We start from the raw sequence: 13,288 nt of genomic DNA, 5'->3' as shown, positions 1-13,288 counted from the left end.
ACAAGCACACGGGCCCTTGCGACGGGCGGGCGTTATCGCCTCTGTCCGACGTCCGGTCCCCCCGAGCGCGGCGGACGCGTCAGTGCGTCCCTTGGGATTTGCAAGGTCAGCGTGTCACGGGCGCCGCGTTGACGCAACCGTGATCGACTAGGCGGCTCAGCGCGCCGCCGTCATGCCCGAGCGACGCCGGGGGGCCTGGTTCACGATTTCGACCCGGGTCACCGATCCCCGCCCCGAAATCGTGTTGGCGGCCGCGATCAGGGCCGCAGACATCCGCCCCTCGTCCAGACGGGTCCAGTCGCCGGACACGGTGAAGGGCGTGCGATGCGCGGCCTTGACCAGGGCGTCGCGGAAGAAGGCCGTCTTCGGCCGCATCTGCTCGGGGGTCTTGCCGCTGCCGATGTGGAGTTTCAGCGAAACAAAGACATAGTTTCTGATCCGGCCATCCGCGATCACGGGCAGACCGAGACCCGGAATATCCAGTGCGGGCGCCGCTTCGGGCGTCTTGCCGCCGGACGAGGCCACAGCAGGCGTCGCGGCCGCCGTTGCGGCGGCGCCGGCCAGGGCGACCGTTGCAGAGGTGATCAGGGTTCTACGATCCATGGCCGCCAGCTTAGCCGCGCGCGGTTAGGATTGTGTTTCCGCCTCAATCGTGGGTCCAGCCGCCCTGTTTCATGGGCACGACCCGCCCCGCATAGCGAACGGTCACGCCCGCGCCGTCGGTCACGGCCCCGATCTTCGTCAGGCGCGTCAGCCGGCGTTCCGCCTCGCGTCGCAGCGCCGCTTCGTGGCGGGGATGGGCCGTAAAGATGATCTGATAGTCGTCGCCGCCGGCCGCCAGGATCGACAGGGCCGCTTGCGCATCGACCCGATTGTCGAGCCAGGCCTGGGCCGCAGCGGACAGGGGCAGCACGGCCAGGTTCAACTCGACCCCTAACCCGCTGGCCTTGGCGATATGGGCCAGATCGGCCGCCAATCCGTCGGACACGTCGGCCGCCGCCGTCGCCAGATTGCGAACCACCTCAGCGAAATCCAGCTGGGGCGCCGGGGTCCGATAATGAGCGATCAGCGCCTCCAGACGCTCCGGCGCCAGCGACAGCTCGCCCCGCGCCGCCCTCAGACCCAGCAAGCCGTCGCCGATGGTCCCGGTGACGAACACCAGATCCCCGACCTCGGCGCCGCCCCGCGACACCGTCTCGCCCTCGGGAACCCAGCCCAGGGCGGTCAGGGAAAACACCGCCGGCCCCGGCGTCTTCACCGTATCCCCGCCGATCAGAAACACCCCGAACCGCGCCTGGTCCTCGGCCAGACCCGCCGCAAACGCCTCGCGCTCAGGCCAGCCGCACCGCTCGGACCAGCAGCAGGCCATCAGATAGCCGAAGGGCTCGGCCCCCTTGGCCGCCAGATCCGACAGGTTCACGCGCAGCAGCTTCTTGGCCACCGTGTCCAGCGGATCGTCGGGCAGGAAATGTACGCCCTCGACGATGGCGTCCTTGGTCAGGACCAGGTCATAGCCGGGCCGCGACGGCAGCACCGCCACATCATCGGCCAGCCCCCTGCCCCATTCGGGATGGGCCAGGGGCCGCAGCAGCCTCTCGATCGTCTCGAACTCGCCCGCGACGTCGAGCGCCGGCATTATTTGCGCGTGTCTCTGGACACGCCGTCCAGGGCGGCGTTGACGAAGCGCGCCTCGGAATCGTCGAAGAAGGCCTTGGCCAGCTCCACATATTCGTCGATCACCACTTCGCGCGGCGTCTCCGGATGCTTGATCAGCTCCCAGGCCCCGCAGCGCAGCAGGGCGCGCAGGGTGGCGTCGATCCGCTCCAGCTTCCAGTTGGAGGCCAGACGCGCCTTGATCGCCGTATCGATGTCGCGCTGGCTCTCGATCACGCCGCGCACGACGTCGGCGAAATAGGCCTCGTCCGCCTCGGCCAGGGCCTCGCCCTCGATATCGGTATCGAAGCGGAAGTTGGAGAATTCGGTAATCACCGTCTCCACGCCCTCGCCCGCCAGCTCCATCTGGTACAGGGCCTGGACGGCGGCCAGCCGCGATACGGTGCGCGCACGGCGCTGTTTGGAGCTTAGATGGGGCTCTGCCCGCTGCTTTTCGGCCTCGGCCAGTTGCTCGAGGACGGCTTTGACGCTGTTCGGTTCACTCATGCGCCGAGGCCTAGCCGCAACCGCTTCTTCAATGCAATGAGGTCGAGGCAGGCTTTCGCCGCTCCACCGCCCTTATCCCCTTCCGAAAGCCGCGCCCGGTACCAGGCCTGGTCTTCGTCCTCGGTCGTCAGAATGCCGTTGCCGATGATCAGCCCCTTGGCGCCCAGGGCCATGATGCCGGCCGCCGACTGATCCGAGACGATCTCGAAATGATAGGTCTCGCCGCGGATCACGCAGCCCAGGGCGACATAGCCGTCATAACGCGGCGCGGTCGGGAACCGCCCGGCCTCCTCGGCCATGGCGATGACGGCCGGAATCTCCAGCGCGCCCGGCACGGTGACGACGTCGAACTCGGCGCCGCGCGCCTTCAACGTCTCCTTGGCGCCCTCCAGCAGGGCGTCGGCCAGCTCGTCGTAGAAGCGCGCCTCGACGATCAGAATACGGGGGCCCTCAGTCACGCCTTGTCTTCTCCATCCATGTCGCGCCAGCCGACGATGCGCAGGCCATAGCCCTCAAGCGCCGTCGGTTCGGGTCGCGTCGAACTCATCACGATCATATCCTTGACGCCCAGGTCCAGCAGGATCTGCGCCCCGACGCCATAGGCCCGCAGCGACCGATCCACCGCCGCCGGCCTGTCCACGCCCGCCAGACGTTCCGCCAGGGAGTTCAGCGACGGATCGCGCAGGAAGACGACCACGCCCGGACCGTCATGGTCGGTGATCTGTTTCAGCGCCTTGGGCACATAGTCCTGGCGCGTCTCGACATGGCCCAGCAGGTCGCAGGCGAAATCCACCTGGTGCATCCGCACCAGGGTCGGCTTGGACGGATCGATCTTGCCGTGGACCAGGGCGACGTGTTCCGCGCCCTCGATGGTGTTCCGGTACAGCATCAGGCGGAACGGCCCGCCGTGGACGCTCTCGAACGGCGTATCCATGACCCGCTCGACGAACCGCTCGGTGCGGCGACGATAGGCGATCAGGTCGGCGATGGTGCCGATCTTCAGCCCGTGCAGCTGGGCGAAGGCGACCAGATCGGGCATCCGCGCCATCTCGCCGTCGTCCTTGATGATCTCGCAGATCACCCCAGCCGGCGTCAGGCCCGCCATGCGGCTGATGTCCACCGCCGCCTCGGTATGGCCGGCGCGGACCAGAACCCCGCCGTCGCGCGCCACCAGCGGGAAGATGTGGCCGGGCGAGACGATGTCGTCCATGCCCTTCGACGCGTCGGTCGCCACATGAATGGTGCGCGACCGGTCGGCCGCCGAAATGCCGGTCGTCACGCCTTCCTTGGCCTCAATCGAGACGGTGAAGGCGGTCTTCATGCTCTCGCGGTTTTCCGCCGCCATCGGCGGCAGGCGCAGCTGGTTCGCGCGCTCGGCCGTGATCGCCAGACAGACCAGGCCGCGCGCCTGGCGGATCATGAAGTTGATCTGGTCGGGGGTGGCGAACTGGGCGGGGATAATGATGTCCCCCTCGTTCTCGCGATCCTCGGCGTCCACCAGGATATAGGGACGGCCGTTGCGGGCGTCCTCCAGGATATCCTCGATGGGACTGATCGGGCTGTCGTTCATGTTAGCGGCCAATTGCATCACGCCGTCTCCTGCCACCGCGCGAGGTATCGCGCCAGCATGTCGATCTCGAGATTGACCGGATCGCCGACCTTCAGGCGGCCCAGGGTCGTCACATCCCACGTATGCGGGATGATATTTAATGAAAACACCCGCCCCTCGACGCTGTTCACCGTCAGGGACACCCCATCGACAGTGATCGAGCCCTTGGCGGCGATATAGCGGTGCAGGGGCGCCGGCGCCTCGACCTCGACCCGGTGCGACCCGCCTTCCGGCGTGATCGATACGACCCGCCCCAGCCCGTCGACATGGCCCGACACCACATGGCCGCCCATCTCGTCGCCCAGCTTGGCCGCCCGCTCCAGATTGATCCCGTCGCCGGCCTTCCAGGCGCCCAGGGTCGTCTTGGACAGGGTCTCGTTCGACACCTCGACCGCGAACCAGTCCGGCCCCTTCTCCGTCACCGTCAGGCAGCAGCCCGCGTGGCTGATCGAGGCGCCCAGGTCGATCCCGGACACGTCCCAGGCGGTCTGGATCTCATAGCGGCGATCCCGCTCCGTCTCGCGGACGTCGCGAACGCGCCCGATGTCGGTGACGATTCCGGTGAACATTTCGGCGTTGGCCCCTTCCGGACCCGAAAAACAAAGTCTGAAATCAACAGAAACGACGGCGTCAGAAACGCGCGTAACGTTCCCACAGGTCGTCTCCGACGGGCTCTACGCCCAGGCGACGGAACTTGGGGGCCTCGGCCAGCTTTGCAAGAGCCAGGGCCGCCACACAGGGCCGCCCCTCCCCGCCCAGCAGGATCGGCGCCCGGAACCACTCCAGCCGGTCAACCGCCCCGGCCCTCAGGAAGGCGGCCGCGACCTGCCCCCCGCCCTCGATCAGCACCGACTCGACCCCCGCCGCCTTCAGCGCCTTCAGCACCGCCGGGATCGCCGGACGCCCGTCCTCGGCCTCGACCTGCCTCACCTGGGCCGAGCCGACCGCTCGCGCTTCGACCGCCGTCAGGATCAGCGTGTTCTCGCCCGCCAGTTTCGCCGTCGTCGGCGTCCTCAACCGGCTGTCCAGCACCACCCGCAGCGGCTGATCCACGCTCCGCCCCGGCAACCGCGCCGTCAGTTCGGGATCGTCCTTCAGCACCGTCTCGACGCCGACCAGAATGGCGTCATGACCCGCGCGCAGCCGATGGCCTTCCAGCCGCGCCGCCTCGCCGGTGATCCATCGGCTCTCGCCCTCGGCCGTGGCGATCCGCCCGTCCAGCGACGTCGCCAGCTTCAGGGTGACGCGCATCAGTCCTTGCCAGAGTCCTTGCCAGAGGGCTCGTCGAAGCCTTCGTCGCCTAAAAATTTGGCGAAATCGCCGGTCGCGCGGAAGTCCTTGTAGACCGACGCGTAGCGGACATAGGCCACCTCATCCACGCCCTTCAGCGCCTTCATGATGAAGTCCCCGACCGTGCTCGACGGCACCTCAGTCTCGCCCAGGCTCTCCAGCTGGCGCACGATTCGGTTGACCATCTGCTCGACCTGATCCGGCTGAACCGGGCGTTTGCGCAGGGCCACGCCCAGCGACCGCTCCAGCTTGTCGCGCTCGAACGGCGTGCGCCGCCCGTTGCGCTTCAGGATCACCAGTTCGCGCAGCTGCACCCGCTCGAAAGTGGTGAAGCGCCCGTTGCAGTTGGGGCAGGACCGCCGCCGTCGGATCGCCGAGCCGTCGTCCGACGGCCGGCTGTCCTTAACCTGGGTGTCCTGATGACCGCAGAAGGGGCACTTCATCGGTCAGATCATCCGTAGATGGGGAAGCGGTTCGTCAGCTCCCGCACCTGGGCCGCCACGCCCGCGACCACGGCCGGATCGGCTTCGTCCCCGCCGTTCATCGACGAGACGACGTCGGCGATCCAGTGGCCGATCTGCTTGAACTCGTCCTCGCCGAAGCCGCGCGTCGTGCCCGCCGGGGTGCCCAGGCGAACGCCTGAGGTGACGGTGAAGGGGGCGGTGTCGAACGGCACGCCGTTCTTGTTGCAGGTCATCAGCGCCTTTTCGAGCTCATGCTCGGTCGCCTTGCCGGTCACGCCCTTGGGCCGCAGATCGACCAAGGCCAGGTGGCTGTCGGTGCCGCCCGAGACGATGGCCAGGCCGCGCTCGACCAGAACCCCGGCCAGGGCCTGGGCGTTCTTGACCACCTGATGCGCATACAGCTTGAACTCGGGCTGCAACGCCTCGCCGAAGGCCACGGCCTTGGCCGCGATCACATGCTCCAGCGGCCCGCCTTGCAGGCCGGGGAAGACGGCCGAGTTGATCTTCTTGCCCAGCTCGACGTCGTTGGACAGGATCATGCCGCCACGCGGTCCGCGCAGGGTCTTGTGCGTCGTCGTGGTCACGACATGGGCGTGCGGGATCGGATCAGGATAGGCGCCCCCGGCCACCAGGCCGGCATAGTGGGCCATGTCCACCATCAGATAGGCGCCGACGCTGTCGGCGATCTCGCGGAACCGCTTGAAGTCGATGTGGCGGCTATAGGCGCTGGCGCCGGCCAGGATCAGCTTGGGCTTCTCCTTCTGCGCCATCTCCGCCACGTGGTCATAGTCGATCAGATGGGTGTCTTCGGTGACCTTGTAGGTCACAGGCCGGAACCACTTGCCCGACTGGTTCGCCGGCGACCCGTGCGTCAGGTGCCCGCCGCAGGCCAGATCCATGCCCAGGAAGGTGTCGCCGGGTTGCAGCAGCGTAAAGAAGACCGCCTGGTTGGCCTGCGCGCCCGAGTGGGGCTGCACATTGGCGAAGGCCGCGCCGAACAGCTTCTTCGCCCGCTCACGCGCCAGATCCTCGGTCACATCGACGAATTCGCAACCGCCGTAATAGCGACGACCGGGATAGCCCTCGGCGTATTTGTTCGTCAGAACCGACCCTTGCGCGTCCAGCACCGCCTGGGAGACGATGTTCTCGGACGCGATCAGCTCGATCTGCTCCTTCTGACGGCCCAGCTCCCCCTGAATGCCCTTGAAGACGTCCGGATCGGCGTCGGCCAGGGTCTTGGTGAAATAGGCGTCATGGGTGAAGGCGGTCACGTCGGAATCCCCGCGTCTGAGAAGGCCGCCTATCTAGTCCGCACCGGACCGAACCACAATATCTTGTGGTCACACTCGACCGACAGATCAGATCCGCTTAAGGCGCATCGCCGACCAATTCGCATCCACCGCAATCTGACTGACGGTGTTCAAGCCGTGGCCCAGCGCAAGCGTCCGCATCCGATCGCGACTGAGATCTCCGGCTAGAGGCGACGTTAACTTGGGATAGGCGATCCAAAATATGGCGTCAGCGCCCAGCCGCGGCGCCGTTTCCACCAAACGCGTCTCCAGCTGGCTTTGGTCGGCGACAAAAACCAGCACGACCTCCGCCTCTTCCATAGATCGACGCGGCACGCCGACAAGCCCCTCGATATCAGCCGGATCGTCCACAACGGCTAGGCGGCGCCCGTTCTTGACCTGAAGACGTTCCAGCAACGGCTTGTCCGACATAATTAGCCGCCCTGAGCCTGAAGGACTCGCCTCAACTTCGCGATCGCCACCCGCTCCACCGCCTTGGGCTCGTTGACCGGCCCCATGGCGCTGACCTCGCGCCCGGTCGCCACATGGATGGCCGAGCATTTGATATAGGGCCCGTTGCGCACGAACTCGACAATGATCTCCCCGTCGTCGCCCATAATCAGAGGCTCTTGAGCGCCCGCACGAACTCGATCGTGCTGAGATCGCCCTCCCAGTAGCCGATCAGCGCCGTCGCGTTGAGACGGATCCAGGCTTGAACAGGCTTCAGATCCGCAGTCGGAAGCGGACCATGAATCAGTTCAAGCTCGGGTTGGATGCTGACGGTCGCCACATCATCGGCGTCCATGCGATTGCCGTGCGTGCGGCAGACCTTGACCCGCGCGTCGTGCCGCGCCCGTCCCTTGGGACTGACCCAGACGGTCATCGGCAGGCCGGTGTCGCGTGGATACAGGTTCGCCATCTCGAAAAGGTCGACCTCCTCGGGCGGCGTGTCCGGCGCAGGATGATGGACGTTCATCACGCCATCATAGCCCAATGCGGGTCTTCAGGAAACGATCAGGCCGCCACCGACCGCCGCGCCACATTACAGTGGGCGAACAGCCGGTCCATCGCCTGGACCAGATGGTCCATCATCTCGTCCGTATGGTTCGGCGAGGGGGTGAAGCGCAGCCGCTCGGTCCCCTTGGGCACGGTCGGATAGTTGATCGGCTGAACATAGACGCCGTACTCGTCCAGCAGCATGTCCGAGATCATCTTGCAGTGGACCGGATTGCCGACATGGACCGGCACGATATGGCTCTCGCTCTCCATCACCGGAATTCCGGCGGCGGCGAAACGGGCCTTCAGGGTCGCGGCCCGTTCCTGGTGGCGTTGGCGCAGTTCCGGATGGGCCTTCAGGTGCCGCACCGAGGCCAGAGCCCCCGCGGTCAGGGCCGGCGGCAGGCTGGTGGTGAAGATGAAGCCCGAGGCCCAGCTGCGCACCGCGTCGATGATCACGGCGTCGGCGGCGATATAGCCGCCCATGACCCCGATGGCCTTGCCCAGGGTGCATTCGATGATGTCGATCTGGTCCAGCAGGCCGTCACGTTCGGCCACGCCGGCGCCGGTTTCGCCATACAGGCCGACCGCATGGACCTCGTCCAGATAGGTCAGGGCGCCGTATTTCTTGGCCAGGGCCACAGTGCCGGCCAGGTCGGCGATGTCGCCGTCCATCGAATAGACGCTCTCGAAGGCCACCAGCTTGGGCGCCCCGGCCGGGGCCGCGGCCAGCAGGGCCTCCAGATGGGCCAGGTCGTTATGCTTGAAGATATGACGCTCGCCGCCGCCGTGCCGGATGCCGGCGATCATCGAGGCGTGGTTCAGCGAGTCGGAGAAGGTGATCAGACCGGGCAGGATCTTCTGCAAGGTCGACAGGGTCGCCTCGTTGCCGACATAGCCCGAGGTGAACAGCAGCGCCGCTTCCTTCTGGTGCCAGTCCGCCAGTTCGGCTTCCAGATCCACCGCCGAACGCGTCGTACCCGAGATATTGCGCGTGCCGCCGGCCCCGGCGCCCACAGCATCGATCTCGTCCTGCATGGCCTTCAGCACGTCCGCGTGCTGGCCCATGCCGAGGTAGTCGTTGGAGCACCAGATCACGACATCCTGTTCGGACCCGTCCTCGCGGCGACGCACCGCCTGCGGAAACTGGCCGCGCACTCGCTTCAGATCGGCGAAGACACGATAGCGTCCCTCGCTGCGCACCTGCTCCACCGAGCGTTCAAAGGCGGCCTTATAGTCGAACACGATATTCGTTCTTTCGCTTATGGCGATGTCTTCCTGCTCTTTGCGCCCGGCGGCGCCGCTTGTCCATGCGCCCCGTGTGGTCAAAACGCCCCAAGCCCTTCATTGATAACGACTCTCAGGAACTCAGATCACCTCCCCGTTCGCGAAGGCGAACGGGGAGGACAGGCGGGAGCGTCAGCGAACGCCAGGAGGGGGCGACTCGGCGCCAGACGCTGGCTTGGTCATCCCCGCCATTGGAGTCGCCCCCGCCTGGTCGCAAGCGCGACCTGTCCTCCCCACGCGCCTTCGCGCGCGGAGAGGTGACGCCGCCCGCTTTTTTCGTCATTCCGGGCGAAGCGCAGCGGAGACCCGGAACCCAGCGGCGCGCGTGAGCGCGAACCTGTCGCGGACTCTGATCTTCGAGCATCGTGCTGCGGACCCATTTCGCCTTCGGCGCCGCTGGGTTCCGGGTCTGCGGGCCAAGCGGCCCTTCGCCCGGAATGACGAAAGGGAAGAGCGGCCAGCGCGCACAATGACGCTGCCTCGTCCTCAACAATTTCAACGTCCTAACAGAATCTCACCCCCCTCTTCTAATCACCCCTCAAACCTCCCGCATAATCCTCTCATCCCCGCCGATGGGGAGGGCGTCGGATCCAGCGCCCTGACGGCGGCGGGGCTGTGGTCGAGCGATGAAGCCGGTGGGGAGGAGACCGCCGGGGTCCTTAGGGGCGGCGATGGATGCCGTCTCCTGCTCGCCGCACGCCTAGGAAAGCGGACCGCTGTCGACCTTCGTCGGCATGTCCGCCCCGGCGAAGCCGTCGCAAGGCGGCCCGCCGATCCGGCAAGGCTCTAAAAGGAGGGCCGCCAGCCGGAGCGCGTGTGGAAAACGACCGCGTGGGACGACGACTGCGCCGAAACGGTACTTAAAACTCCAAACACCGGGTGCAGACCCGGCGTCCCACGCCCTCCCCGAACTTCGCTGGTTTCCCGCGAAGCCAAAGCCAATTCACCCAACCGAGAAAGGCTTCCCATGCGTCCTCGCCGCCCCGCCCGCGCCCGCCAAGACCAGTTGTTCGCCTATGCGCTTCAGCGCCATCGGCTGGAGCTGATCGCCGCCGGCCGCGCCAACCCCCTGTGCGAGCGCGAACGCCTGTTCCTGCACGCGGTCCAGACCCGTCGCCGCCCGGCCTTCGCCGACTATATCCTGCCCTGGCCCCTGCTTCAGGCCGAGCACGAGACCCATCGCCTGGCGCGAGAGGCTCGCGCCGCCCTGGGGGACACGCCGCGTGACGGCCTCAGCCCGGCTTTCTGAAGCGATAGACGAATTGATCGGTCTTGCCGCGAATGGCTGCGTCGAAGACGTTCAGGCTGTGATCGTCGGCCGGATTGGCCACGGCCGCGCTCTCGCCTTCGAAGACGAAGCCCGCCGCCTCGACCTCGCGCTTCAGATAGTCGCCCTCGATCCGGTGCAGGGTCTGGACCGCCGAGATTCCGGCCCCCGCCGCCGCCTGGTGATCGATCAGGATATAGCGGCCGCCGGGCTTCAGGGCCGCGAACACCGCTGCGTTCATCTTGGCCACATCGGTGTTGAAGCCGGGGATGTGGAAGTCGTGATATTCCTGGCTCATGAAGACCATGTCCAACGGCTGGTCATAGGTCATGGCGTCCAGCAGGCCGTTGACCCGCGTCACATTGGGATAGGCGGCGACCAGGGCGTCGGCCAGCGGGTTCTCCCGCGCCATGGTCCGCTCGGGTACGAAGGCGTAGACCCGGCCCGTCGGCCCGACCACGTCCGAGAACAGGCGGGTGAAATAGCCGGCGCCGGGGCGCACATCGGCCACCTTGTCGCCCGGCGCCAGCTGGGCGAAGGCCAGGATCTCGGCCGGATGGCGCAGCGGATCGCGCGTGACCTCTTCCGCCGGACGCTTCGGATCGGCGACCGCATCCGTATAGAGCGAGACATAGGCCGGTGCGCCCAGATCGGCCGAGGCCTCCTGGACGACGATCCGCTCGCCGCCGTCGGACGCGACGATGATACATCCCGACAGCCCCGCCGCCAGGGCCAGAACCGCCGCGCCCGTCGCCCATCGTCTCATCATCGCCGTCTCCCTCGATTTGCTGCGATAGGCTCGCATTTTGCCGCTCCACGCAAGCCGGTATCACGTTGGAAACGATCCGAAGCTTCACGCGATTTGCGCCCCGGCCCCGGCGGCGCTAGTCCGGCGACAGATTTCCAAGGTCTTGCCATGCTTCCCTATCAGCCCGCCCCCTTCCCGCTCGCCCGTCCCCGGCGTCTGCGCGCCAGTCCCTGGGTCCGCCGTCTGGTCGCCGAGACCGTCCTGACCCCGGCCGATCTGATCTGGCCGCTGATCGTCCACGACGGCGCCGAGGACCGCGTGCCCGTCGCCTCCATGCCGGGCGTCTTCCGCCTGTCGCCCAAAGCGGCGGCTGCGGCGGCGGTCGAGGCGCGCGATCTGGGCATTCCGATGCTGGCCCTCTTCCCCAATGTGGACGGCGCCATCAAGGACGCGGTCGGCACCGGCGCCACGGATCCCGACGGCCTGATCCCCGACTGTATCAAGGCCATCAAGGACGCCGCGCCGGAGATCGGCGTCATGACCGACGTGGCGCTCGACTGCTACACCGACCACGGCCACGACGGGGTGCTGGAGGGCGACCGGATCGTCAATGACGCCACCCTGGACCGCCTCGCCGAACAGGCCTTCATCCACGCCCACGCCGGCGCCGACGTGGTCGCCCCCTCCGACATGATGGACGGCCGCATCCAGGCGGTGCGCGAGGCGCTGGAGGCCAACGGCTTCCATGACACCCTGATCCTGTCCTATGCGGCCAAGTTCGCCTCGGCCTTCTACGGCCCTTACCGCGACGCCGTCGGCTCTTCGGCCGCGCTGAGGGGCGACAAGAAGACCTATCAGATGGACTACGCCAACTCGGACGAGGCTCTGAAGGAGGTCGCCATGGACCTGTCGGAAGGCGCCGACGCGGTCATGGTCAAGCCGGGCATGCCCTATCTCGACATCGTGCGCCGCGTCTCCGAAACCTTCCGCGTCCCGACCTTCGCCTATCAGGTGTCGGGCGAGTACGCGATGATGCAGGCCTCCATCGCCAATGGCTGGCTGGACCACGACCGCGCCGTTCTGGAGACCCTGCACGGGTTCAAGCGGGCCGGCTGCGCGGGCGTCCTGACCTATTTCGCCCCCCAGGCCGCGCGGTTGCTGGGCTGATGGCGGGCGCCGTCCAGATCCGCGAGGCGACCCCCGCCGACATGGCGGCCATCACCGCCATCTATGCCGAAAGCGTCGCCAACGGGCGCGGCACCTTCGAGCTGGAGCCGCCGGACGATATCGAGATGACGGCCCGCTTCGCCGCCGTCCAGGCCCTGGGCCTGCCCCGTCTGGTCGCCGTGATCGACGGCGCCGTGGCCGGCTACGCCTACGCCGGCCCGTTCCGCACCCGCCAGGCCTACCGCTACATGGTCGAGGACTCGATCTATGTCGCCCCCGAGGCCCGGGGTCGCGGCGTCGCCGGCGCCCTGCTGGACGCCCTGATCCTCGCTTGCGAAGCCCTGGGCCTGCGCCAGATGGTCGCCGTCATCGGCGATTCCGACAACGCCGGCTCCATCGCCTTGCACCGCGCACGCGGCTTCGCCGACGCCGGCGTGTTCAAGGCGGCGGGCTGGAAACATGACGACTGGCGCGACGTCGTCTTCATGCAGCGCGAGCTGGGCGCGGGCGGACAGACCCCGCCGGACGCGCCGGGCCTGCCGCTGGTGGACAAGAAGCCGGCGCGGTGAATGACACGGGCGATACATTGCGGCGCCGGGTTGCAACGCCTATCCTTGGCGTCGTGAAGATCGTCTCGTCCCTTCTGCTGCTGATCGGCGCCCTGGCGGTGCTGACCCTGGGCGCCCTCGGCGTCTCGGCAGGGCCGGCCATGGCCGAGGCGCCCTGTCATGAGACCCGGCACGCCGCGCCGGACCAGACGCATGACCAACCCGTCAAAGCCCCCGGCAAAACAATGAAGGTGATGGCCTGCTGCGTCGCCTGCGTGGCCGCGCCGAACCTCGACCCCGCCTCAGATCCCGTCCCGACCGTCGCCCCGGCCCGCCTCAGCGCCCCGCTGTTCGACCTCCCCGCCGGCCGCCTGCTCTCGCCCGAGCCCGGCCCGCCCCGCCTCCTGATCGCCTGAACTCCCGCGCCCCTCGCGGCGCCCTCAGTCACGATCAATCAAGGAGG

The 13,288-nt window shown here is 67.4% G+C and carries 18 protein-coding genes; 4 read left to right on the top strand and 14 right to left on the bottom strand.

Annotation, left to right across the window (positions count from 1 at the left end; all coding sequences use genetic code 11):
- Nucleotides 1-156: 156 nt before the first annotated feature.
- The 13 genes from ACW177_RS08790 to hemA form a co-directional block, all read right to left on the bottom strand.
- Complete coding sequence (locus ACW177_RS08790) at nucleotides 157-603, bottom strand: hypothetical protein (protein ID WP_492025349.1); 447 nt, start codon at nucleotides 601-603, stop codon at nucleotides 157-159.
- A 43-nt stretch (nucleotides 604-646) separates the two neighbouring features.
- A complete protein-coding gene (gene thiL, locus ACW177_RS08785) occupies nucleotides 647-1,636 on the bottom strand; it encodes a thiamine-phosphate kinase (RefSeq protein ID WP_492025348.1) in 990 nt (329 codons plus the stop codon).
- The gene (gene nusB / locus ACW177_RS08780; protein WP_492025347.1) at nucleotides 1,636-2,160 is read right to left on the bottom strand and encodes a transcription antitermination factor NusB; all 525 of its coding nucleotides are present in this window, start codon (nucleotides 2,158-2,160) and stop codon (nucleotides 1,636-1,638) included. The genes thiL and nusB overlap by 1 nt, the downstream gene beginning before the upstream one ends.
- A complete protein-coding gene (gene ribH / locus ACW177_RS08775) occupies nucleotides 2,157-2,618 on the bottom strand; it encodes a 6,7-dimethyl-8-ribityllumazine synthase (protein WP_492025346.1) in 462 nt (153 codons plus the stop codon). Before ribH ends, nusB begins: the two co-directional genes overlap by 4 nt.
- Entirely contained in the window at nucleotides 2,615-3,748 is a 1,134-nt protein-coding gene (gene ribB, locus ACW177_RS08770; RefSeq protein WP_492025345.1) for a 3,4-dihydroxy-2-butanone-4-phosphate synthase, read from the bottom strand. Before ribB ends, ribH begins: the two co-directional genes overlap by 4 nt.
- On the bottom strand, nucleotides 3,748-4,338 hold the full coding sequence (locus tag ACW177_RS08765; RefSeq protein ID WP_492025344.1) for a riboflavin synthase: 591 nt from the start codon (nucleotides 4,336-4,338) through the stop codon (nucleotides 3,748-3,750). Before ACW177_RS08765 ends, ribB begins: the two co-directional genes overlap by 1 nt.
- Nucleotides 4,339-4,399: 61 nt before the next feature.
- Entirely contained in the window at nucleotides 4,400-5,020 is a 621-nt protein-coding gene (locus ACW177_RS08760) for a RibD family protein (protein WP_492025343.1), read from the bottom strand.
- The gene (gene nrdR / locus ACW177_RS08755; RefSeq protein ID WP_492025342.1) at nucleotides 5,020-5,502 is read right to left on the bottom strand and encodes a transcriptional regulator NrdR; all 483 of its coding nucleotides are present in this window, start codon (nucleotides 5,500-5,502) and stop codon (nucleotides 5,020-5,022) included. Before nrdR ends, ACW177_RS08760 begins: the two co-directional genes overlap by 1 nt.
- Before the next feature lie 8 nt (nucleotides 5,503-5,510).
- A complete protein-coding gene (gene glyA / locus ACW177_RS08750; RefSeq protein ID WP_492025341.1) occupies nucleotides 5,511-6,794 on the bottom strand; it encodes a serine hydroxymethyltransferase in 1,284 nt (427 codons plus the stop codon).
- 87 nt (nucleotides 6,795-6,881) lie between these two features.
- On the bottom strand, nucleotides 6,882-7,244 hold the full coding sequence (locus tag ACW177_RS08745; protein ID WP_492025340.1) for a DUF3052 family protein: 363 nt from the start codon (nucleotides 7,242-7,244) through the stop codon (nucleotides 6,882-6,884).
- A gap of 2 nt (nucleotides 7,245-7,246) precedes the next feature.
- Nucleotides 7,247-7,429 (bottom strand): DUF6898 family protein, encoded by a 183-nt coding sequence (locus ACW177_RS08740; protein ID WP_492025339.1) that lies wholly within the window; start codon nucleotides 7,427-7,429, stop codon nucleotides 7,247-7,249.
- 2 nt (nucleotides 7,430-7,431) lie between these two features.
- Nucleotides 7,432-7,788 carry a DUF4160 domain-containing protein gene (locus ACW177_RS08735; protein WP_492025338.1) on the bottom strand — a complete coding sequence of 119 codons (357 nt, stop codon included), beginning with the start codon at nucleotides 7,786-7,788 and terminating at the stop codon, nucleotides 7,432-7,434.
- A gap of 38 nt (nucleotides 7,789-7,826) precedes the next feature.
- Nucleotides 7,827-9,053 carry a 5-aminolevulinate synthase gene (gene hemA, locus ACW177_RS08730; RefSeq protein ID WP_492025337.1) on the bottom strand — a complete coding sequence of 409 codons (1,227 nt, stop codon included), beginning with the start codon at nucleotides 9,051-9,053 and terminating at the stop codon, nucleotides 7,827-7,829.
- 1,009 nt (nucleotides 9,054-10,062) lie between these two features.
- Here hemA and ACW177_RS08725 point away from each other — a divergent pair.
- Nucleotides 10,063-10,344: a hypothetical protein gene (locus ACW177_RS08725; RefSeq protein ID WP_492025336.1), complete on the top strand. Its 282-nt coding sequence runs from the start codon at nucleotides 10,063-10,065 to the stop codon at nucleotides 10,342-10,344.
- Here ACW177_RS08725 and ACW177_RS08720 read toward each other — a convergent pair.
- The gene (locus ACW177_RS08720) at nucleotides 10,328-11,131 is read right to left on the bottom strand and encodes a class I SAM-dependent methyltransferase (protein ID WP_492025335.1); all 804 of its coding nucleotides are present in this window, start codon (nucleotides 11,129-11,131) and stop codon (nucleotides 10,328-10,330) included. The genes ACW177_RS08725 and ACW177_RS08720 overlap by 17 nt on opposite strands.
- Nucleotides 11,132-11,278: 147 nt before the next feature.
- Here ACW177_RS08720 and hemB point away from each other — a divergent pair, with 147 nt between their 5' ends.
- Genes hemB through ACW177_RS08705 form a run of 3 tightly spaced genes read left to right on the top strand, consistent with a single transcriptional unit; the run spans nucleotide 11,279 to nucleotide 13,241 of the window.
- Complete coding sequence (gene hemB / locus ACW177_RS08715; RefSeq protein ID WP_492025334.1) at nucleotides 11,279-12,277, top strand: porphobilinogen synthase; 999 nt, start codon at nucleotides 11,279-11,281, stop codon at nucleotides 12,275-12,277.
- Nucleotides 12,277-12,846 carry a GNAT family N-acetyltransferase gene (locus tag ACW177_RS08710; protein WP_492025333.1) on the top strand — a complete coding sequence of 190 codons (570 nt, stop codon included), beginning with the start codon at nucleotides 12,277-12,279 and terminating at the stop codon, nucleotides 12,844-12,846. The genes hemB and ACW177_RS08710 overlap by 1 nt, the downstream gene beginning before the upstream one ends.
- Nucleotides 12,847-12,899: 53 nt before the next feature.
- The gene (locus ACW177_RS08705; RefSeq protein WP_492025332.1) at nucleotides 12,900-13,241 is read left to right on the top strand and encodes a hypothetical protein; all 342 of its coding nucleotides are present in this window, start codon (nucleotides 12,900-12,902) and stop codon (nucleotides 13,239-13,241) included.
- Nucleotides 13,242-13,288: the final 47 nt, after the last annotated feature.

It is taken from the genome of Brevundimonas sp. AVps23W (assembly GCF_058681395.1).
The sequence above is the reverse complement of the archived record's forward strand: the minus strand, read 5'-3'. Positions and strand labels throughout refer to the sequence as shown.